This window comes from Pseudomonas sp. 21LCFQ02 (assembly GCF_024129895.2).
In the GTDB taxonomy this organism is placed as follows: Bacteria; Pseudomonadota; Gammaproteobacteria; order Pseudomonadales; family Pseudomonadaceae; genus Aquipseudomonas.
The window spans coordinates 3286000-3308445 of record NZ_CM178749.1 but is presented as its reverse complement, the minus strand read 5'-3'; the positions used below and the strand labels follow the sequence as shown (position 1 = coordinate 3308445).

At 61.2% G+C, this 22446-nt stretch carries 17 protein-coding genes; 5 read left to right on the top strand and 12 right to left on the bottom strand.

Annotation, left to right across the window (positions count from 1 at the left end):
• Positions 1-52 precede the first annotated feature (52 nt).
• The 3 genes from NJC40_RS14830 to NJC40_RS14820 form a co-directional block, all read right to left on the bottom strand.
• A complete protein-coding gene (locus NJC40_RS14830) occupies positions 53-745 on the bottom strand; it encodes a sensor histidine kinase (RefSeq protein WP_253140102.1) in 693 nt (230 codons plus the stop codon).
• The gene (locus NJC40_RS14825; RefSeq protein WP_253140101.1) at positions 742-2343 is read right to left on the bottom strand and encodes a tetratricopeptide repeat-containing response regulator; all 1602 of its coding nucleotides are present in this window, start codon (positions 2341-2343) and stop codon (positions 742-744) included. Before NJC40_RS14825 ends, NJC40_RS14830 begins: the two co-directional genes overlap by 4 nt.
• A 319-nt stretch (positions 2344-2662) precedes the next feature.
• Entirely contained in the window at positions 2663-3343 is a 681-nt protein-coding gene (locus NJC40_RS14820; protein WP_045494503.1) for a TIGR04211 family SH3 domain-containing protein, read from the bottom strand.
• A 428-nt stretch (positions 3344-3771) separates the two neighbouring features.
• Here NJC40_RS14820 and ppnN point away from each other — a divergent pair, with 428 nt between their 5' ends.
• On the top strand, positions 3772-5145 hold the full coding sequence (gene ppnN / locus NJC40_RS14815; protein ID WP_253140100.1) for a nucleotide 5'-monophosphate nucleosidase PpnN: 1374 nt from the start codon (positions 3772-3774) through the stop codon (positions 5143-5145).
• On the opposite strand, the gene NJC40_RS14810 is transcribed toward ppnN, so the two are convergent.
• Positions 5127-6008, bottom strand: a complete 882-nt coding sequence (locus NJC40_RS14810) for a helix-turn-helix domain-containing protein (RefSeq protein WP_253140099.1) — start codon at positions 6006-6008, stop codon at positions 5127-5129. The genes ppnN and NJC40_RS14810 overlap by 19 nt on opposite strands.
• A 141-nt stretch (positions 6009-6149) precedes the next feature.
• On the opposite strand from NJC40_RS14810, the gene pobA reads away from it, so the two are divergent.
• Positions 6150-7334, top strand: a complete 1185-nt coding sequence (pobA, locus tag NJC40_RS14805) for a 4-hydroxybenzoate 3-monooxygenase (protein WP_253140098.1) — start codon at positions 6150-6152, stop codon at positions 7332-7334.
• Positions 7335-7398: 64 nt separating this feature from the next.
• Here the strand turns inward: pobA and NJC40_RS14800 are convergent, their stop codons facing one another.
• A complete protein-coding gene (locus tag NJC40_RS14800; RefSeq protein WP_253140097.1) occupies positions 7399-9381 on the bottom strand; it encodes a calcium-binding protein in 1983 nt (660 codons plus the stop codon).
• A 297-nt stretch (positions 9382-9678) separates the two neighbouring features.
• On the opposite strand from NJC40_RS14800, the gene NJC40_RS14795 reads away from it, so the two are divergent.
• From NJC40_RS14795 to NJC40_RS14785, 3 genes are all read left to right on the top strand, one after another.
• Positions 9679-10200 (top strand): sigma-70 family RNA polymerase sigma factor, encoded by a 522-nt coding sequence (locus tag NJC40_RS14795; RefSeq protein WP_253140096.1) that lies wholly within the window; start codon positions 9679-9681, stop codon positions 10198-10200.
• 6 nt (positions 10201-10206) lie between these two features.
• Positions 10207-11178: a FecR family protein gene (locus NJC40_RS14790; protein ID WP_253140095.1), complete on the top strand. Its 972-nt coding sequence runs from the start codon at positions 10207-10209 to the stop codon at positions 11176-11178.
• Positions 11179-11250: 72 nt separating this feature from the next.
• Complete coding sequence (locus NJC40_RS14785) at positions 11251-13671, top strand: TonB-dependent siderophore receptor (protein WP_253140094.1); 2421 nt, start codon at positions 11251-11253, stop codon at positions 13669-13671.
• A 6-nt stretch (positions 13672-13677) separates the two neighbouring features.
• On the opposite strand, the gene NJC40_RS14780 is transcribed toward NJC40_RS14785, so the two are convergent.
• The 7 genes from NJC40_RS14780 to hpaA form a co-directional block, all read right to left on the bottom strand.
• The gene (locus tag NJC40_RS14780) at positions 13678-15003 is read right to left on the bottom strand and encodes an MFS transporter (protein WP_253140093.1); all 1326 of its coding nucleotides are present in this window, start codon (positions 15001-15003) and stop codon (positions 13678-13680) included.
• 378 nt (positions 15004-15381) lie between these two features.
• Positions 15382-15804, bottom strand: a complete 423-nt coding sequence (gene hpaR, locus NJC40_RS14775) for a homoprotocatechuate degradation operon regulator HpaR (protein WP_045489305.1) — start codon at positions 15802-15804, stop codon at positions 15382-15384.
• Between the two features lie 130 nt (positions 15805-15934).
• On the bottom strand, positions 15935-16960 hold the full coding sequence (locus tag NJC40_RS14770) for an XdhC family protein (protein WP_253140092.1): 1026 nt from the start codon (positions 16958-16960) through the stop codon (positions 15935-15937).
• A gap of 25 nt (positions 16961-16985) precedes the next feature.
• Positions 16986-18323 carry a c-type cytochrome gene (locus tag NJC40_RS14765; protein ID WP_253140091.1) on the bottom strand — a complete coding sequence of 446 codons (1338 nt, stop codon included), beginning with the start codon at positions 18321-18323 and terminating at the stop codon, positions 16986-16988.
• A 15-nt stretch (positions 18324-18338) separates the two neighbouring features.
• Positions 18339-20597 (bottom strand): xanthine dehydrogenase family protein molybdopterin-binding subunit, encoded by a 2259-nt coding sequence (locus NJC40_RS14760; protein ID WP_253140090.1) that lies wholly within the window; start codon positions 20595-20597, stop codon positions 18339-18341.
• A gap of 40 nt (positions 20598-20637) precedes the next feature.
• The gene (locus NJC40_RS14755) at positions 20638-21090 is read right to left on the bottom strand and encodes a (2Fe-2S)-binding protein (RefSeq protein ID WP_253140089.1); all 453 of its coding nucleotides are present in this window, start codon (positions 21088-21090) and stop codon (positions 20638-20640) included.
• A gap of 315 nt (positions 21091-21405) precedes the next feature.
• A complete protein-coding gene (gene hpaA, locus NJC40_RS14750) occupies positions 21406-22329 on the bottom strand; it encodes a 4-hydroxyphenylacetate catabolism regulatory protein HpaA (RefSeq protein WP_253140220.1) in 924 nt (307 codons plus the stop codon).
• Positions 22330-22446: the final 117 nt, after the last annotated feature.

Below are 22446 nucleotides of genomic sequence, written 5' to 3'. Positions count from 1 at the left end.
CCAAGGGGCGGCTCGGCACGCTGTGACGCCCCCAACCAGAGCTGGGAACGCCTCAAGGCAAAAACAGCGTAAACAACCCGCCCCCCAACGCCCCGCCATTGGCCAGCTCAACCCGGCCTGCCACCCCGTTACGCGCGTGCAGGCTGGCGATATGACCGGCAAAGTACAAGCCCAGACCGGTGCTGCCACTGATCGGGTTGATGCCTTGGACCAGCTCATGCTGGTGTTCGATCATCGACGCCGGATACCCCCGGCCATCGTCATTGATCGTGATGAACAGCTCACCGCCCTGCTCACCGGCGGTAATGGCAATCGCCTTGTCGGCGTAGCGAATGGCATTGACCATGATGTTATTAAGCACTGAGCCGATCAGCTCCCGGTCAAAGAAGCCCAGCGGGGTCAGACCATCGACGCTGTAGCTGGCCGAAATGCCGCGACTGTCGAGCACTTCTTTATGGTGCACCAGTTGCGCTTCGATGAAGTCATCCAGGTCGTGGTAGTCGGCCTGCATCGGCAACTGGTTGACGCCCAGTTTGTAGAGCCCCAGCAGTTGCACCAACATGCCATTGAGGCGGGCGAACTCGTATTCCATGACCCCGTGCTCGGGGTGCTCTAGCTGCTCCTGACTCAGGCGCTCCACCCAGTTGTGGTGGGCCTGGCTGAGGATGGCCAGGGAGTTTTTCATGTCATGCACCGTGGAGGCGATGACCATCGAAAAGTCCGGGCCTTGCGGTTGATCAGTCATGCACCAAATGCCCTTTCCTTGAGTTTCTGGTAGCGCGGGTAGCGCGCGTCAGTTTCTGGCATTTTGCCGACCATGGTCAGCGATGCCCGGCACTCTTGCAGCGCTTCGGCGCTCAGGCTCTGGCCTGGGTGCAACAGTGACTGGGCAAGGTTCAGCGCAATACTGATGTTCTTCGGCTGCAGCGCCAAGGCCTTGCGAAACAGCTCCTGGGCCTCGGACAACTGACCGGCTTTATAGCTGCGCACGCCCTGAACGTTCAAGTCGATGGCGGCCTTGTTGGCACCGAGTATCTCGGGATCATCAGTCAGGCTGGCCAGGGTTTTCATGACCTGCGGGTCATCACCGTAGATCTCTGCGGTGTTTTTCAACACGCCGGCACCCGCCTGCTCCTGACCCAGTTGCTTAAGCTGGCTCGCAACCACCATGGCGGCGTCGGCGCTAAGAAACTGGCTCATGCCATCGAGCCGCGCCACAGCCTGTTCGGTGAGCTTGGCGGCGGTTTCCGGGTCCGAGTGTTGCAGGCTGGCGGCCTTCATCAAGCGCGCACGTACCTGCAAGCCCTCGTCATTGGCATGTTCCTTGGCCACATCGCCCAGCGCCTGGTTGATTTCCGCCCGGGCGCGCACGTCGAGTCCCTGATCGCCGCCTTTGTTGATCAAGGCATGGGCCAGGCCCAGATTGGTTTCAGGGTTTTTGAAGCGCGAGAACTGGCCCTGGGAAACCGCCTGACGGTAAGCCCGCGAGGCGCTCTCGAAATCCTGGTTATCCATGGCCAGCTTGCCGAGCATCGTCTGCCGGCGTACCGCCAGCGGCGACAGGCGCACGGCGGTCTCCAGAACACTCTGGGCGCGCTTGGTTTCACCACGGACCATCAGCACATCGGCCAGCCCGTCGAACAGCGCAGGAAACATCGGAAAAGCCTTGGTGGCCTGCTCGTAGACCCCTTGCGCATCGGCGGTGCGGCCACGCTTGAGCAACAGGCTGCCGAGCATGCCGTAGGCCCACGGCGTGGGCCGGTCGGCAATGATCGAGTTGAGCAGGGCTTCGAGCGGCTCGACCTGATTGAGGTCGCGCAAGGCAGCAGCCTTGTAGCGCAGGCACAACGGCGCCAGGCGCGGGTCCTGCTTGGCCAGATTGACGCAGGCCGCCAATACCTCGGCAGGCTTGCCGCGGTCCAGCGCCTGGAAGATCGGCTTGAGCAGGGTCTTGCGCTGGACCATCTTCTCGATGCGCTGCGCGAGCCCGGCACGGTTGAACGGTTTGGTCAGGTAGCCATCCGGCTCCCACTCCAGAGCACTCATGACCATCGCCTGACTATTCTCGGCGGTGACCATGATAAATACGCTTTCATAACTGAGCAGTCGCTCGGTCATCAGATCTTCAAGCACTTGCTGGCCATTCTTGCGGCCGTCACCCAGATTGAAATCGTGCAGGACGAAATCGTAGCGCTTCTCCGAGCACATCTTCAGCGCCTGTTCGCCGGTGTCGGCCGTATCCACTTCCTTGACGCCCAGCTCACGCAGCATTGACCTGACCGAACTGCGGAAGTCGGAAAAGTCATCGACGATCAGAAAGCTTTTTTGGTTGTACGCCAGCATCCAGGGTCCTGTCTTCAAGGGGGTGCGAAATCGGCTCTGCGGGTTTGGGTCCCGGGTTCGACACGATTCTGAGGGCGCAGATAATAACTAACGGCATAATGCCATCAAACTGATTTTCCTGCGCCCGTTCGGCTACCTGCCTGATGGACAAGTTAGCAAAGCCAAAAAGTTTTTCGACCTTGAAGCGGGAAACTGTAGAGCGAAATCACAGTTAGACGCCTGGAAAGCGGATTTTCTTCAGTTTTCAGCGGCCATCAGGCTCGCAAGCCAGGTGCTTGCGAACCCGATGGCGGCTGTCGAACGCCCGGATAGATGACTGTCAGACCCAGCCGTCGTTGCGTTTGCGCTTGCGGCTCATGGCCGGCAGGATCAGACCGATCAGCAGACCGACCCCGGCAATGCTGGCGCCGTAGACCATGTAACTCATCAGCGCCTGCTGGTTTTCGATACCCAGCCGTGCCTGAGTATCACGCAGCTCGGACTGCGCCTGGGTCAACTGCTCGGTCAGTCCCTGGCTGCGAGCCTCAAGCTCATCGATCAGTTTCTTGCGCGAATCCATGGTTTCCTGCATGCCTTGCACGCGAGCCTTCCAGGTGTCGTCGATCTTGGCCAACTGGTCGGTCAGTTGTGCCACCTGACTGGTGAGCTGTGGCAGCCGCTCGGACTGACCGGGCTCTTCCTGCAGGTCACTGGTCAGAATCCACACAGTGCTGCCACCCTCGCCGCGGATCTGGCTGTAGGAACCCTGGCTACCGAGCAACTCGACCTTCTGACCGGATTTGAGCGTGCCGACAATCCGGTGGCCATCAGTCGGGCCGCTGCGTACGTAGGTATTGAGGCTGTCGCTGATCCAGCGGTCATTGGCGGCTGCCTGCAGCGATTGCGAACCCAGCAGGCCCAGCAGCGCGAGAAACAGCCCGGCACGCAGGTGGCGACGTGGCGGGTTTGACAGGAACAGGCCGGGCGCGCGGGCCAGCAGTGAGGAAAAATGACGAGGCATGGCAGTGACTATCTTCGCTGAATAAAACAAAGGCCGCGGTGAACGGGCCGGCGCACGATGGGCATCCATGACGGGACTTTGCGTGCAACTCCTGCAGCCGCCGGATGTCAGCAGTACACGAGCACCATGGCCGCAAGGCCAGGCCTCGAATCAGCAGGCCGTCGAGAATCCATCGCTCTACAGACCCTGTAAAAGGTGTCAGGTTCATTACTGGCCGATATCGGCGTCAATTTTCAGCCGCAAGGCGTTCCCGGCAAGATATTCACCAGAGTGGTTTTCTTGCGGCACAAATGCTGGCAATACTGCGCAGGGTTTGCTTTGCAGCGCGGCTGCCAGCAAGAATAGCCCTCAAGCGTTAACGTCGCTGATGTTCACCATCAAGGTGCCACCGACACAGTGTCGGCGGCATCGCTCTAATGGAAAATAGAATGCTCCCAAGACAAGTGATCAACGCCTCGGTCAGCCCCAAGGGCAGCCTTGAAACGCTCTCCCAGCGCGAAGTCCAGCAACTCTCCGCCGCCGGCTCCGGCAGCGTTTATAGCCTGTTTCGCCAGTGCGCCCTGGCAATCCTCAATACCGGCGCGCATGTCGACAACGCCAAGACCATTCTGGAAGCCTACGAGAGCTTCGAAGTCCGTATTCACCAGCAAGATCGCGGCGTACGTCTTGAATTGCTCAACGCCCCGGCGGATGCCTTCGTTGATGGTGAGATGATCGCCAGCACCCGTGAAATGCTGTTCAGTGCCCTGCGCGATATCGTCTACACCGAAAGCGAACTGGACAGCCAGCGCATCGACCTGAGCTCCTCGCAAGGCATTACCGACTACGTGTTTCACCTGCTGCGCAACGCTCGCACCCTGCGTGCCGGCGTCGAGCCGAAGCTGGTGGTGTGCTGGGGCGGCCACTCGATCAACACCGATGAGTACAAGTACACCAAGAAGGTCGGCCACGAGCTGGGCCTGCGCAGCCTGGACATCTGCACCGGTTGCGGCCCGGGCGTGATGAAAGGCCCGATGAAAGGCGCCACCATTGCCCACGCCAAGCAGCGCATTCACGGCGGCCGCTACCTGGGCCTGACCGAGCCGGGCATCATCGCCGCCGAAGCACCGAACCCGATCGTCAACGAACTGGTGATCCTGCCAGATATCGAAAAACGCCTGGAAGCCTTCGTGCGCGTCGGCCACGGCATCATCATCTTCCCCGGCGGTGCCGGCACGGCCGAAGAGTTCCTGTACCTGCTGGGCATCCTCATGCACCCGGCCAACCAGGACCTGCCATTCCCGGTATTGCTCACCGGCCCGAAAAGCGCTGAAGCCTACCTGCATCAACTGGATGCTTTCGTCCAGGCCACCCTTGGCGAAGCCGCGCGCAAGCACTACAAGATCATCATCGACAATCCGGCCGAAGTCGCCCGGCAGATGGCCCACGCCCTGAAAGAGGTCAAGCAGTTCCGCCGCGAGCGTAACGACGCGTTCCACTTCAACTGGCTGCTGAAAATCGACGAGAGCTTCCAGCATCCGTTCGACCCGACCCACGAAAACATGGCCAGGCTCAAGCTCAGCCACGACGTGCCGCCGCACGAACTGGCGGCCAATTTGCGCCGGGCGTTTTCCGGGATCGTCTCGGGTAACGTCAAGGACAAAGGCATTCGCCTGATCGAAGAGCACGGCCCCTATCAGATTCATGGCGACCCGGCGATCATGCAGCCACTGGACAAACTGCTGCAGGCGTTCGTCGAACAGCACCGCATGAAGCTGCCCGGTGGCGCGGCCTACGAGCCATGCTATCGGGTGGTGAGCTGATCGCGAAACTGCCGGGGCGAGACTCCGGCAGCACGCTTGAAGAACCGGGTGAAATACGCCGGTTCCGAAAACCCCAGGCTGTCGGATAGCTGATTGATGGTCATGGTGGTGTACACCAGGCCACGCCTGGCTTCGAGTAGCAGGCGCTGGTTGATGATCTGCAACGCCGACTGGTCCGCCAGCCGCCGACACAGCGCATTGAGGTGCGCGGCACTGATCCCCAGGCGCCGCGCATGCTCCTCGATGGACCAGTGCAGACGAAAGCTTTCTTCGAGTTGATGCATAAAGCGCTGCAAATGCTCACGCCCCCGGTCGGGGGAGCCCGCCGCCTGCCCTGCGCCACTATGCTCACTGCGCCGGCATAACCACACCAGCAACTGATTGATCAGCGCCTGCAGCATCAGCTCGCGACCGACCCTGACCTGATGGTACTCACTGACAATCGCGCTGAATAACCGGTCAAGCTCGGGTGAATCGTCACCCGGCCCGTGACAAAGCGGGGTGGCCAACCTGAAACCGTCCAGCGCAGCCTCCAGTTGCTCCACCAGCGGCATCGCCAGGGTCAGAATGTGGCCCTGGATGGTGTCCGCGAAGCGAAAGGTGTGCACGCTCAGGGCAGGCACGACCTGCAGCACCGGCCCCTCGACCTCACGCACCACCTCCTCAACCTTGAGCAACGCCCGCCCCGACTGCACATACAGCAGTTGCACCAGATCACTGTGCCGGTGCGGCTTGATTTCCCAGTCGTGCAGGCTGCTGCGCTCGGCAATCGATTCGCAATGGATCAGATCGGGTGTCGGCCAGACGACCGTCTCGCCGTACAGCTTGAACACCGGGATGTTGCTGGCAGGCCGGCCGGACATTGAGATAACCCTCGAAAAATCCAGATAATGCGCTGGATAGTGCCTTCTTATGCCGTATCCATCCATTAAAAATACAGGAGACAACAACAATGACAGCCCGCAGACCCTTGGTGTGCAGGGCGCAAATACAGGACAACAACAATGAAAACCCAAGTCGCAATCATCGGCTCAGGCCCGTCCGGGCTGTTGCTGGGCCAACTGCTGCAACGTGCCGGCATTGCCAACATCATCATCGAACGTAAAGACCCCGCCTACATACTCTCGCGCATTCGTGCCGGCGTGCTGGAACAAGGCATGGTTGAGCTGCTGCGTGAAGCCGGTGTCGGCGCACGTCTGGACGAAGAAGGGCTGGTACACGACGGGTTCGAACTGGCCTTCGATGGCCGCTGCGAACGCATCGACCTCAAGCACCTGACCCAGGGCAAGACCGTGATGGTCTACGGCCAGACCGAAGTGACCCGCGACCTGATGCAGGCCCGCGAGGCCGCTGGCGGTAGCACTGTGTACGACGCCGACGATGTGCAACTGCATGACCTCAAGACCGACCGGCCCTACGTAACCTTCACCCGCAATGGCGAAAACCAGCGGGTCGACTGCGATTACATCGCCGGGTGCGACGGTTTTCATGGTGTGTCACGCCAGTCAATCCCGGCCGACAGCCTCAAGGTCTTCGAGCGGGTCTACCCGTTCGGCTGGCTCGGCGTGCTGGCCGACACCCCGCCGGTCAACGACGAACTGGTCTACGCCAACCACCCGCGTGGTTTTGCCCTGTGCAGCATGCGCTCACCGACCCGCACCCGTTATTACGTGCAAGTCGGAGCAGAGGAAAAGGTCGAAGACTGGTCAGACGAACGTTTCTGGAACGAGCTGAAAACCCGCCTGCCCAACCATCTGGCCGAACGTCTGATCACCGGCCCATCCATCGAGAAGAGCATCGCGCCGCTGCGCAGCTTCGTCGCCGAACCCATGCAGTACGGCCAGCTGTTTTTGCTTGGCGATGCAGCACACATCGTCCCGCCTACCGGCGCCAAGGGTCTGAACCTGGCGGCCAGCGATGTCAGCACCTTGTACCGCATTCTGCTCAAGGTCTACCGCGAGGGCCGTACCGACCTGCTGCAACGCTATTCACAAATCTGCCTGCGCCGGGTCTGGAAAGCCGAACGGTTTTCCTGGTGGATGACCTCGCTGCTGCACAAGTTTCCAGGCACCGACGATTTCAGCCAGCGTATCCAGCAGACCGAGCTGGATTACTACGTGGGTTCGCAGGCCGGGCGGCAGACCATTGCCGAGAATTATGTGGGGTTGCCTTACGAGGCGGTGGAATGAAAAAAGGGATGAGTCCGTTGCCGGGCTCATCCCTTTATTTTTACGGGCTCAATGGATCAACAAATCAACCCAGTACGAAGTCTGCCGTACCCTGACCAGTCAGAGTGATGCGGGAATTATCCGAGGTATAGATATGCTCAATGCTATCGTAGCCGGCAAACCAATCCGTCAGAAGTACGCCCTCTTGCGGAGTCTCTCCCGCCGTAAAGACAGAGCTATGCAGGTATAGGTCATCGCCGACCCGATCAACCAGCAGTTGGCTATTGCTGATGTTCAGAAACAACGTATCGGAGTAACTGCTGCTGACGTCCTGAATCGTGACCAGATCCGAGGTCTCGACCCTATAGAAATCATCGCCCTCTCCGCCGTTGGCCGAACCACTGGCCTGGAACACAAGTTGATCATCACCCGCACCGCCCAGTAGCGAGAAGCCCGTGCCCGTACCGGTCAGTTGGTCATTGCCATCGCCGCCATCGGCCAGGCCATGGGTGACAGTAATGGTGTCATCGCCAGCACCGCCGTACAGCGAATCAACACCCGCGCCACCCGTGATGACGTTATTGCTGTCGTTACCGATACCGATGAACGCTTCATTGCCGGTATAGATCAGATTTTCTACGTTTGCGGCCAGCACAGTACCGTTCGGGTTGCTTACCGAAACACGAACTTCGTCAATGCCGCCAAACTCTTCTTCAATAATGGTCGGTGTGATGGCAGTGTCGATGTAATAGATATCATCACCGGCGTTGCCTTCAAATGTGATGGCTGTACCGCGACTGTCTGCTCCGCTGGTAAAGGTGTCATTGGCGTTTGATCCGATGACAATCTCAATATTGGTCAGTGTGCTACCTTCAGCCTCTCCGCCGATACCCACCGCACCGGCACCCTCGCGCACGTCAACGTTGATCCCCTCGTACGAAGTTGAGTAGTCGATCGTGTCGACACCGTCACCGCCATCGAAATCAATGGCATAGACACTAAAACTGGAGAAAGTATCGTCGTAGTCAGAACCCCTGATCGCTTCGATGCCATCATAAAAGTCGCCTGCGGCGATACCGCTGATATCATAGGTAATGAAGTTAATAGTCAAGCCGACAGTGCTGTCCACATAACTCACGGTATCGTAGCCATCGCCGCCGGAGAACCAATCGCCACCTGCGCCGCCGATCAGTATGTCGTTACCACCGCCGCCCAATAGCGCATCGTCACCCGCCCCACCACGAATGATGTTATCACCGTCATTACCAACCCCAAGATACGACTGATCACCGACATAAGTCAGATTCTCGATGTTCGCGGCCAGGACAGTACCATTTGGATTACCAACCGACACCCGCACTTCATCGATGCCGCCATCAGCGTGTTCGACAATGGGCGGTGTTTCTGTACCGTTGATGTAATAGGTGTCGTCGCCAGCGCCACCTTCAAACGTGATGTACGCTGCCCAAGCGTCCGCATTGCTGATAAAGCTGTCATCAAATGCAGAACCGATGAGCCTCTCGATATCAATCAGCGCACTGCCCTCGGCTGCGATGCTTGTAACGACCACACTGCCGTCGGCGCGAGTCTCGATATTCACCCCTTCAGTCGATGCCGAATAATCGACAGCGTCCTGACCATGGCCGCCATCGACATCCATAGCACTGCCATTAGCGACGAAGGTATCGTCGTAATACGAACCACTGATTGCCTCGATCTCGGTAAAGGTATCGCCTGTAGCGATACCGGAATGCTCCCCCGTGTGCAGATTAATAGTCACTGCTTCCATACTGTCGGAATAGCGCACCGTATCGTAGCCAGCACCACCGATAAATTGATCAGCGCCAGCACCGCCGTAAAAAGTATCGTCGCCTGCCGCACCGGTAATAATGTTATCGGCATCGTTACCAATGCCCGTGAAAGCGCCCTCACCAACATAAGTCAGTTTGTTAATGCCCGCGGGCAAGGCAGTGCCATGCGGGCCGTCGACCGAAATCCGCAGTTCATAAGTATCTTCATCTGTGCCGATCAGTATATTTTCGCCGGCTGTTCCATTGATTACTGCCATTTGCTGCTTCCTTGTCTTGATGGTGAACGAACGAGCGCTGTCGGCTTGCGGTGATCAAGCCTGCACCGTCCATTCGTTTTCGGCGGCGACCCGCCAAACGTAAGCTGTAACTTTCACTTTTAATAAATGTGACTTTGTGTTTCAGGAGGCTGTTTTGAAGCAGAATCGTGTGGGTAGAAATACTGTGCATCTGCGTCCATGACAGGCACTTATGCCCTGACCCGGCGCGCCCGCCTTGCTGATGGCCATAGGCTGGTTTAACCTTGCGAATAATTCTTATCTACAGATGCATTCGCCATGGCCGCCAGCGAACTCCCTCTCAAGCAAGCCGTGCATGAGCTCTACACCGAGCACCATGGCTGGCTGTTCGCCTGGCTGCGCAAGAAGCTTGGCTGCCCGCACAATGCCGCCGACCTGTCGCATGACACCTTTGTGCGCATCATGGGCTCGCGCGAAAGTCTTGGGCGGTTGCGTGAGCCGCGGGCGTTTCTGACCACCACGGCGCGTCATCTGCTGATCGACCGCGCCCGGCGGCGCAAGATCGAGGACGCCTACCTGCGCGAGCTGGCGTTGACTGCCGATGTGCTGGAGCACTGCCAGCAGTCGGCGGAGCAGATTCTGCTGACCCTGGAATCGCTGGAGCACATCACCTTCGTGCTCGACGGTCTGCATGACAACGCCCGGCAGGTGTTCCTGCTGTATTTCCTCGAAGGCTTACGCCAAGTGGATATCGCCAGCCAGTTGGGGATCAGCGAGCGCATGGTGCGCAAGCATCTGCTCAATGCGCTGGTGCATTGCAATCATGCGCTGGACGTCTGAGCCGGCATGGCACCTCTACAAAGCATCGAACAGCAAGCTGCCGACTGGGTGATCCGCTGCACCGAAGGCCCGCTTACGGATGCCGAGCGACAACAGTTCGAACACTGGCAAGCAATCGATGCGCGGCATGCGGCGGCTTTCGAGCGGCTGCAGACCTTCGTTGGCGGCGTGCAGTCGTTGCGCGCCAGGCAGGCACCGGCCCGGGCGGCGCTGAATGCAGGCGCGGTGGCGCGCCGACGCTTGCCGCTACGCGGCGCGACCTGGGCGCTGTTGCTGGCCTTGCCACTGGCCCTGCTGCTGCGCAGCTATCCGCCTGCGGTGCTGCTCGCCGATCAACGCAGTGCACCGGCGCAGTGGCAACAGCTGACTCTGGATGATGGTTCGCGGTTGGTCATGAGCGGCAACAGCGCGGTGGACATCGACTTCAGCCACAACCAGCGACAGATCAAGCTGCTGCGCGGTGAAATCCTCATTGATGTGGCCCGTGACCACCAGCGCCCCTTCACGGTGGTGACCGAAGACGGGCGTATGCGCGCCCTCGGCACGCGCTTTACGGTCAAGCGTGAACACGACTCAACGCTGTTGAGCATGCTCGAATCCAAAGTGGCTGCGCGCACTGCGCTGGCGCCTGAAGAGACCCAGGTCAGTGCCGGCGAGCAGGTTCGAATCACCCGCGAGCAGGTGCAACGGCTCAGCAGCATCGACCCGGCGGCGTTGTCGGCTGCCTGGCAACGCCATCAACTGGTGGTGGATGACCGGCCGTTGCCTGAAGTGCTTGATGAACTGGCCCGCCAGTATCGCGGCCATGTGCAGTTCGACCGCCAGCAACTGGCCGATCTGCGCGTCTCGGCGGTGCTGCCGCTGGATAACCCGCAGCAGGCCATGCGCCTGATCAGCGACGTGTTGCCAGTGCGTATCGAACCTTACGGGCCTTGGTGGTTGCAGGTCGAACGGATTGCGGCCCCGGCAGAAAAATAAATTCTGCGCCGGTTCCGGTTTGCCCACGCCCTGCGTCAAGGAAGGACTAACCACAAGACAGGACTGCCTTCCATGCCGCTGGACACGCCCCAGACCTTCCCCTGCCGCCTGGCGCCTCTGGCGCTGACCATCAGCCTGGCCAGCAGCGCGTTGCTCGGCCTGGGCGTCCCGTTTGCACACGCTCAGCAGCAGGCTCAGTCTTACAACATCGCTGCTGGTGAGCTGGCCCAGGTGTTGAGCCGCTTCGCTCAGCACAGCGGCGTGGCGTTGATGTTCAACCCGCAAACAGTCGCCGGTGTGCAAAGCCAGGGCCTGCAAGGCAGCTATGGGGTCGATGAAGGCTTTGCACGGATTCTGCAGGGCAGCGGCTACCAGGCGCTGCGTGGTGCCAACGGCTATCTGCTGACCCCGGCGCTGCAGGCCGGCGACAGCCTGGAGCTGGCGCCCACCGCGATTGGCGCCACTACCGAACAAACCGCCACCGGCCACGTACAGGGCTACGTGGCCAAACGCAACCTGAGCGCGACCAAGACCGACACGCTCATTACCGAAACCCCGCAGTCACTGTCGGTGGCCACCAGCGATGAGATTCGTGACCGGCAAGCGGAGACGCTTTCGCAGAGTCTGGACCTCACCCCCGGTTTTACCAGCCAGCCCACCAGCTTCAACCGCACCGCCGACCGATTCCGGATTCGCGGCTTTGACGTTGAGTCAGCCACCGGTGGATCGCTGCGCGACGGCCTGCGTTTGCAGAACAACTCTTACGATGGCGTGCAGGAACCCTACGGCCTGGAACGCGCCGAAGTGGTTCGCGGCGCCGCCTCGGTGCTCTACGGCCAGTTGTCGCCGGGCGGGCTGATCAACGCAGTCAGCAAGCGCCCCAGCCAGACCTCCTGGAATGAAGTCAACGCGCAGCTCGGTGAGCATGACCGCAAGCAGTTGTCCGGCGACTTCACCGGTCCCTTGGGCGACAGCGACACCCTCAGTTACCGGCTGACCGTGCTGGAGCGCGACAGCCAGACCAGCGCCGATCATATCGACAATGACAAGTTCTACATTGCGCCGGCCCTGACCTGGCAACCGACCGAAGACACCTCGCTGACACTGCTGTCGTTCTATCAGAAAACCGCAACGGGTTTCTCGGCGCCACTGCCCTGGCAATTGACCAAGGGCGTGGGTGACAGCCCGTTCGCCATCGGCCGCCACGATTTTATCGGTGAGCCGGATTACGACCGCATGGATGGCAATATGTCGGCGCTCGGCTATGAGTTCGACCACCGCTTCGATGAACACACCAAAGTCAGCCACAAGCTGCGCTACTACGAAGCTGACGTGACCTGGCGTTATCTGCAAGTCAACACAGCGACACTGGCCAATGCCCTCAATACCGGGACTCTCGGCCGCCAGTACAGCGACCGCCGCGAACGTTCGCGCGCGCTGGCCAGCGATACCAATGTGCAAAGCCAGTGGCAGTTCGGCAACTGGCAGCACACCTTGCTACTGGGTTTCGACGCCTATGACAGCAGCTATGACTCACACAACTTCCGTGGCAATGCGCCGTCGCTGAACCTCAATAACCCGCAATACGGCCAGCCGGTGGTGGTTAACCGCAACCCGGCAACCGATCGTGGCTCGCAAATAGACACCCTGCAAAAAGGCATTTACTGGCAGGACCAGATCAAGTTCGACGAGCGCTGGGTTCTGCTGCTCGGGGGGCGGCATGACTGGGCCGACCAGAGCACCAAACTGTTTCGCAACCAGAGCCACAGCAGCCAGAGCGATGAATCCACCACCTGGCGTGTGGGCCTGGTGTACAAGGCCGACAATGGCCTGGCACCGTACCTGAGCTACAGCGAGTCATTCTTCCCGGTGGCCGGCACTGACCGTGACGGCGTGGCGTTCGTGCCTACCGAAGGCAAGCAGTACGAAGTCGGTATCCGTTATCAGCCCGAGGGCAGCAACACTCTGCTCAGCGCAGCGGTCTATGAACTGACCCAACAGAATGTCCTGACCCAGGACCGCACCGACATCAATTTCTCGGTGCAGACCGGTGAAGTCCGTTCCCGTGGCCTGGAACTCGAAGCACGCACTGAACCTGTGCCGAACCTGAGCCTGATCGCCTCATACGCCTACATCGATGCACGCATCACCAAGAGTAACGTGGCCGCAGAAATCGGCCAGCGCAGCGAAGACAGCCCGTATCACCAGGCCGCGCTGTGGGCCGACTACCGCCTGCACGCGCTGGGTATCCCCAATCTGCGCATCGGCGGCGGCGCCCGTTACAAGGGCAGCACCCAGGCTTCGGGCGTCCCGTCAGGCATGCCGGCCTACACCCTGTTCGATGCGCGGGCCAGCTACGAGATCGACCCACACTGGGAAGTCGCGCTCAACGCCAACAACCTGACCAACAAGCGCTACACCTATTGCGAGTTCGCCATCTGCCGCTACGGTGACGAACGCCAGTTGGTCAGTACCCTGAGCTATCGCTGGTAACGCGGGTCAGGTGGCCGCCGTTGCCGGAACCGAGGCAGGCCGGCTCAGACGCAGCGCCACCAGGCTACCGACAATGGTCAACGCCGCCAGCGCATACAGCGCGGCGGTGGTCGAACCGGTCTGATCCTTGATCCAGCCCACCAGATAAGGGCTGAGAAACCCGGCCATCTGGCCGATGGAGTTGATCAAGGCCAGGCCACCGGCGGCCACGCTGGCGCTGAGCAACGCGGTCGGCAACGGCCAGAACATCGGCAGACCGGTCAGCGCGCCCATGGTGGCAATGCACAGGCCGGCAATGGCGATCACCGGCACACTGGCGAAGTTGGCGGCAATCATCAGCCCCGCCGCGCCCATCAGCATCGGCACCACCAGGTGCCAGCGCCGCTCGTTGCGCAAGTCGGCCGAACGCCCCACCAACAGCATGAACACCCCGGCCAGCAGGTAAGGGATCGCACTGATCCAGCCGATCACCAGCGCATCGCTGAAGCCCAGGTTCTTGATGATCGAGGGCAGCCAGAAGTTGATGGCATACACCCCGCTCTGGATGCAGAAGTAGATAAAGCCCAGGGTCCAGATCAGCGGCATGGTCAGCACGCTGGCCAGCGACGAACTGGCCTGTTTCGGGCGGTTCAACTCGTCATTGGCCACATCACTCATGACCCGTTTCTGTTGTTCGGCGGTCAACCAACGGGCGTCTTCGACCTTGTCGCACAGCAGCTTGAAGGCCAGCAGGCCGAGCAACACGGTCGGCAGGCCCTGGATCAGAAACATCCACTGCCAGCCATCCAGGCCGCCCTGGCCATGGGCGAAGTGGTTGAGGATCCAGCCGGAGAACGGCCCGCCAAGCAGGCCGGACACCGGAATCGCCGACATGAACAGCGCCATGATCCGACCGCGCCGCTGGTTGGGGTACCAGCGCGACAGGTACAGCACGATACCGGGGAAGAAGCCGGCTTCGGCCATGCCGGTCAGAAAGCGCAGCACATAAAATTCCATCGGCGTGGTGACAAACAGCAGGCAGGTCGAGAACGTGCCCCAGGTGATCATCATCAGGCCGATCCAGCGCCGCGGCCCGAAGCGGTTCAAGGCCAGGTTGCTGGGCAGGCCGCACAGCACGTAACCGATAAAGAAGATCCCGGCGCCCAGGCCGTAGACCGTTTCGCTGAACTTCAGGGCGTCGAGCATCTGCAGCTTGGCGAAACCGACGTTGACGCGGTCCAGGTAGTTGAACAGGTAGCAGATGAAAATGAAGGGGATCAGACGCAGGGTGATGCGACGGTAGACAAGATTGCCTTGCACGTCGTCAGCCTCGCGAGTCGGCGAGTTGGACATGGTGTGGAGTCCTTGAAGGATGTTGTTGTTATGGGCAGCCCGTTGATCATAGGGGTGCGTCAACAAAAACTCTTTGGCGGTTTGCACGACGGTATGGCCGCGTTGTTGTGTGCTTGCACAACGGCGTGTGCGGATGACGGGCGCCGTAGGAGCGGATTTATCCGCGAAGGCTTCCCGGCTAGAGCCAATCCTGTTCGGATAAGCGCTATCTGCCTTTGTGGGAGCGACCTTGGTCTGGGCGGCATTCCGACGAAGAGGCCGGCAAAGTCACAGCATCTGCTGCGAATGTGCAGCCGCTTTCGCTAGCAAGCTAGCTCCCACAGGAACCGCGTTGTCCTTAACGGATCAGCATTACCCCTCCAAGGTTACCCTTGTGAATCACGGCTCAATGCGTTTGAGTTCGCGCAGCAGCTCCAGCAGTTGCTGCATCTTGTCTTCGCCAAACTGCGCCTGGATGCGCTGATAGTTGCGCTCCATGTCTTCGCTCATCGAGACGAAGCACTGCTGGCCCTGCTCGGTCAGGCTGACCAGCATGCGTCGCTGGTCATGGGCCGGTTTGCTGCGCCGTACAATGCCGTCGCGCTCCAGGCGCGCCAGCACGCCGGTCATGCTCGGCTTGAGGATGCAGGCCTGCTCGGCCAGTTGGTAGCTCTCCATTTCACCCTGCTGGTTGAGGATGCGAATGACCCGCCATTGTTGTTCGGTCAGGCCATGTTCGTTCAATGACGGACGAAAGAACGCCATCGCTGCTTCACGGGCCTGCAGCAGGGTAAGGGTCAGAGAGGGTCTGGGGCTGGGCATGGTCTACACAATAGCCGGTGCAGGACCGGCGGTGGGAGGGTTCGGATGATGGCCGAGGACTATAGCCGACGACTGGTTAACAAGTAAACGATTGACCGATCCCGAACCCCCGATCGGCCTGCCGGAAGGCTCAGGCCGCGTCGGTCGTATTGCGTTCCAGTTGCTGCTTGCCGTGCGCCACCGACAGGGTGTCGGGCAGGCACACGCCGTTCTTGATCGCCAGTACCTGGGCCATGATGCTCACGGCGATTTCTGCCGGGGTCTTGCTGCCGATGAAGATGCCGACCGGGCCATGCAAGCATTGCAACGAGGCTTCGCTCTGGCCGAAATGCTCGATCAGTCGATCACGACGGCTGCGGTCGTTGCGCCGCGAACCGATGGCACCAACGTAAAAGGCCGGGCTGTCCAGCGCGGCCAGCAGCGCCAGGTCGTCGAGTTTCGGGTCATGGGTCAGGCCGATGACGCAACTGCGCACATCCGGTCTGAAGGCCAGCACCTCGTCATCCGGCATGCCGGTCACCAGTTCAGCTCCGGCCACCGACCAGCCGGCCCGATATTCATGACGCGGGTCGCAGACCGTGACCCGAAAACCACTGAACAAGGCCATGGTCGCCAGGTACTCGGCCAGTGCCCCGGCGCCGATCAGCAGCATCCGGTACGCCGGCCCCAGGGTATTGATCAGGGTCGCGCCATCGAACTGCAAGGCTTCGGGTTGGTTGGCAGGCACCAGCGTGACATCACCCGTGGCCATGCACAGCGTGCGGCGCATCAACACGCCGTCATCCAGCGCGACCAGCAGGTGCGCCAGTGACGCTTGGTCAGGCTCGAATTCCAACACCAGTTCAAGGGTGCCGCCGCACGGCAAACCGAAACGATGCGCCTCATCAGCACTGACCCCGTAGCGCACCACTTGGGGTGCGCCAACGGGCATCGGTTGAGTGCTGAAGGCGGCGCTGTAACGATGAATCAGGTCATCCTCGATACAGCCACCCGAGACGCTGCCAGCGGTGCGACCGTCATCACGCAACGCCATCATCGAGCCCACCGGGCGCGGCGATGAACCCCAGGTCCTGACCACTGTGGCCAGCAGCACCCGCCGCCCTTCAGCCAGCCAGCCTGAAGCGGTGCGCAGTACCAGCAGGTCAACGCTTTCCATCTTCGATCTCCTTGCTCGGCCGTGATCAGCGCATCTGCAGAATGATCGGATTGCTGCTCGCCGCGCGGGTTCGCTCGCGCAGTTCAGCCACCTCGGCAGGCGTTACTGCCCCACCCTGATTGCCCCAACTGCTGCGGATGAAGCTCAGCACATCGGCCATCTCCTGGTCGTTCAACTGATTGCGATAAGGCGGCATGCGATAGGCATCGGGCATGCCCTGCGCCACGACCCGGTCCGAGCCATTCAAGGCCACGTTGATGCTGGTGGCGCTGTGTTTGGCCATCGATGACGACGCACCGGCCAGCGGCGGCATCCACTGCCCCTGACCGCGACCGTCGATGCCGTGGCAGGAACTGCACTTGGCCACGTAATTGGCCGCCCCCGGTTTTTGCATGTCACTGGCGGTCAAGGCCTGGGCGCGCGCCGGGTCCCAGGCCGGCCCGTCGCGTTGCGGGTCGCCGGGTAATGACGCCAGGTAGCGGGCAATACCGGCCAGGTCGTGGTCGGTCATGTACTGGGTCGAGTTGTTGAAGGCCTCGGTCATCGTCCCGGTGACCACGCTGTGAACGTTCCGGCCGTTTTGCAGGTACTGGACAATCTCGCCTTCGCTCCAGCGCCCCAGTCCAGTGTTAGGGTCCTGGCGCAGGCTCGGTGCATACCAGCCATCGAGCAACGCACCACTGAGGTACCGCGGGCTGCTTTCATCCATGCCCTGCTCGTTCATGGCCAGCCCGCGTGGCGTGTGGCAACTGCCGCAGTGGCCCGGCCCCTGAACGATATAGGCGCCGCGATTCCACAGCGCATCCTGGCCGGCTTTGTCCTGATAGGCGCCTTGCGGGGCAAACATGGCGTTCCACAGTGCGATGGGCCAGCGTATGTTCAGCGGCCAGGCAATCTTGCCCGGCTGATTGGCCTGCTGTACCGGCTTTACCCCATGCATGAAGAAGGCATAGAGCGCGCGAATGTCTTCATCGCTGTACTTGGCATACGACGGATACGGCATCGCCGGGTACAGGCGATGCCCGTCGGCGGCCACCCCGGAGCGTACCGCCCGGTCGAAGTCGGCCAGGCTGTAGCGGCCAATCCCGGTCTGCGGGTCGGGGGTGATGTTAGTGGTGAAGATCGAGCCCATGGGCGTGGCCATTTCATAGCCGCCGGCAAACGGCGCGCCCTTGGGCGTGCTGTGGCAGGCCACACAGTCGCCGAGCCGGGCGACGTATTCGCCGCGCTGGATCAGTTCAGGCGTGGCCGCTGCCGGCGTCTGGTTGTCCAGCGGCGAATGGGGTGTGCGGGTGACAAACCAGGCCAGGCCCGCAGCCACCGCGACACCGACCACCAACAGATAGCGTGTTGTTCTGTTCAACGGCTGATTCCTTGCTCAGGTGTCGAAGCGATAGTGCGACAGGGGCATGCTGCGAATCGGCTGCCCGGTCAATCTGGCGACGGCATTGGCCACTGCCGGTGCCACGGCCGGCAACGGCGGCTCGCCGATCCCGCCCATCTTGGCGCCGCTCTCGATCACCGTGACATGCACCCTGGCCATCATGCTCAGCGGCAAGATCCGATACAGGTCGTAATTACGCGCCAGCGGCTGGCCCTCTTCGTATTGCGCCTCTTCGATCAGGGTCTGCGACAGCCCGAGCGCCACCGCGGAGTTGACCTGCGCCTCAATAATTGCCGGGTTGACGATGCTGCCCGGATCGATCGCCTGCCAGATGTCGTGCACCTTGACCTGGCCGTTGTGAATCGACACCTCGGCAATCACCGCCACCTCGGTGCCGAACGGCGAGGCCATGGCAACCCCCCTCGCCCGCCGGCTGCCATCTTCTGCGGTAAACGGGCCGCGCTTCCAGCCGCCGGCCAGGCTGGCCACCGCGTTGAGCAAGTGGGTCAGCCGCTGATTGCCCTGCAACAGCCGCAGCCGCAATTCAAAGGGGTCTTGCTTGCCGGCATCGGCCAGTTCATCGAGAAAGGCTTCGTAGACAAAGTCATTGATCGAGTTGCCCACCGAACGCCAGTAGGCCAGCGACAGCGGCGTTTTGCGGTAACGCTGGGCAATGCGCCGGTCAGGGATGCGGTATTGCTTGCCGGTCAGCCCTTCCACAGCCGTGGGGTCGATTTTCTCACCGCGTTTGTTGGCGATGCCTTCGGTCGGCCCTTCAGTGACGGTGATTGCCTCAAGCGCGACCGGCAATCCCTCGGCGTTGACGTGACCGCGCAGATGCACAACTGACATCGGTCGCAACGGGTCACGCAAGAACTCCTGCTCACGGCTCCAGATCACCTTGACCGGACGCCCGACCGCTTGCGCGAGCAAGATCGCCTGCGGGTAAGGCGAAGCACTCGGGTAGATAAAGTGCCGACCGAAGAAACCGCCCAGCAACGGTGAATGCAGGGTGATGCGCGACGGCTCAAGGCCCGTCAATTTGACGATCTCGGCCAGAAACAGATCCGGGGCCTGGTTAGGCAGCCACACCTCAAGCCCGCCGTCAGCGTTGAAACGCGCCAGCGCCGAGGGCGGCTCCAGCTGGGCGTGGTGCAGGTTCTGGGTATGATAAGTGGCGCTCACGGTCTTGCCGGGACCGGCAAAGGCCTTGACCGGATCACCCTCGACCTCACTGTCTTGACCGGGGTCGCGATCGTCCTTGAGCTGCTTGAGGTACGCCGCGCTGGAAAAGTCCGCCGGCATGTAGCGCATGGCGGTATTGTCTTGCGGCTCTCGCCACTCGACCTGCAGCGCTTCGACGGCCCGTTTGGCAGTCCACCAGCGCTGCGCGACGACCGCGACGGCGCCGGGCAGCACATGCACCGAATGGACACCGGGCAGCGCCTGGACCTGCGCCTGGTTGCGCACTTGCTGTACTTCCAGGCCGAGCCGCGGCGCGTGCTGGATAGCCGCCTGCAGCATGTCATCGACCCGACAGTCGATGGTATACACCGCCTTGCCTGTGGACTTGTCGCGCACGTCCAGGCGCGCCACCGGCTTGCCGATCCAGCGGAACTGCTGCGGGTCTTTGAGTTGCACTCGCTCAGGGTCGGGAACCGGCCGGTCCAGCGCGGCACCGGCCAATTCGCCATAGCTTGCCGAGCGGCCCGACGCCTGGTGGATGACCCGGCCAGGCTCGGTGGTCAGTTGCGCCACCGGCACCGACCACTGTTCGGCGGCGGCCTCCAGCAGCATCAGGCGTGCGGCGGCGCCGAGCTTGCGCATGGTGGTGTAGCTCGACCGCACCGACATGCTGCCGCCGGTAAAACGTGCGCCTATGTCCATGACCTTGTAGTCGCCACCGGGCGGGGCCATTGCCACGACAAAGCGCTGCGGGTCGGCGTCCAGCTCTTCACCGACGATTTGCGCCAGGCCGGTGAAAATCCCCTGCCCGCCCTCCGCGAAGGGGCTCTTGAAGTGGATGCTGTTGTCCGGACGAATTTCCAGAAACGCCGGCACCCGTGCACCGGGCGCCATTGCCGCCGGGCCTTGAGCGGCACGCGCCTCCCTGAGCGGCAGGCCGAAGCCAATCACCAGCGCGCCAGCGCCAAGACCTGCCGAGGCCAGAAGAAAGCCACGCCGCGAGATATTGACCGGTTCTGCCAACGGAAATTGACCGTCGCCGCCGGTAGGTCGGTTGTGCCTTGCCATGTTTTGTTCTTCCATCGAATGAGGTCGAAAACGCGCGGGTTCAAGCAGGTCCGCTGGAAAGATCAGCAATCGCCGCCTGGATTGCGTTGTAGGTTCCGCACCGGCACAGGTGGGTCATTGCCGCACTGACCTCCTCTGGTGACGGATTGGGCGAGCGTTTGAGCAACGCGGTGGCAGCCATGACCTGGCCGGACTGGCAATAACCGCACTGCGCCACCTGATGCTTGACCCAGGCAGCGACAACCCGCTGGCCGAGTTCGTCGTCTTCTACCGCTTCGATGGTGCGGATCTTGCGACCGACCACGCCCTCGACCGGCGTGACGCAGGAGCGCACCAGCATGCCATCGACCATGACCGCGCAGGCGCCGCATTGCGCCAGGCCACAGCCGTATTTGGTGCCGGTCAGTCCGATGTCGTCGCGAATCAGCCAGAGCAACGGGGTGCCCGCCTCGGCCTCGACCTCATAGGTCTTGTCGTTGATATTCAACTGCATGGCGCTAATCCCGGTGGGTGAACTGCTTTTTTAATATTCATGGCCAGCACTCTGCGCAGCAGAGCCTGGCTGGAAAACTATAGACAGGTTATTTACCCAGAGCCCGGGTAAACCGGGTAGCTCATTACGCTGGATTTCTTGCCTGATCCGCTGGCAAGTAGCGGCGCTTTGAAAAGTACCAGCGCAACTGTCTAAAAGGCATTTTGCGCAAGGGCCGCCGCGCCCATCATCAGCGCCAGACACCACGCTTGTCGCATTCAGGGATAGATCACCGGGCGTGATGCCGCCTTCGCGAGCGAGCTCGTTCCCACATTTTCACCCCTGCGCAGGAGATCGATCATGAGCGTGCGCCTGGCTATGCCGGTACTCGCCGGGGCTCATCCCGGCATAGCGCAGGAAAAAGCGGCTGAAGTACGCCGGGTCCTTGAAGCCCAGCCGGTAGCAGATCTCAACGGCCGAAAGGCCAGTGAACAACAGCAGGCGCCGCGCCTCCTGCATCAGCCGCTCAAGGATCAGCCGCTTGGACGGCAGGTCGGCAATGCGCCGGCAAACATCATTGAGCCGCGCCTCGGTCACGCCAATGCCACTGGCATAACGCGGCAACGCCCAGTGCTCCAGATAATGGCTTTCGATCAGTTCGTTGAAGCGGTGGAAAATCTGCAGGTCTTCATGACGTGCAGGCCGCGCTTGCAGCGAACGGGCACACAGCCGCAGCAGGCTGGTCATGATCAACTGGGTCAGGCTGTCCAGCGCGGTGCCGCGTCCGGCACGCCGGTCGTTGATTTCCTCGCGCAGTTCCTCGAACAGAAATTCAAGACGGCGAATCTCTGCGGCGAACGCCGGCCCCAGTTGCGACAGCGCCACGCAAGCGGCCGGCAGTTGCGGCCCCGGTGCCAGGCTGGGGTCTGCCTCGATCAGGTTCCAGACAAGCTGCTGACGCACGGTCAGGACGTGGCCGTCACTGTCGGGTTCGGTGACGAACGAATGCGCGATGGTCGGCGGAGTCAGGAAGAACATCGGGCCGGACTCGACGTATTGCTGGTCATCCAGATACACCCGCACGCTACCGCTGTTGACGTAATGCACCTGAAAGAAACGGTCATGCCGATGCACCGGCATGTTACGGCCGAAGAAGCCCGCCAGGTTGCCCAGCTTGTCGTAATGCACCTCGGCATCGCTGTAGCGCTGGTCATAGACCTGACCGATGTTGATGTTGGGGATCGGCTGTCGATCGTTCATCTGATCATTCTCGTTGTTGTTTTCCAGCGTCAGTGCGCCTGCAGCCATGCTCCGCCTTTTGCGCGACGCATACCAGTGCCTGGCACTTGACGATCATTAACATCTTAACTTATAAAG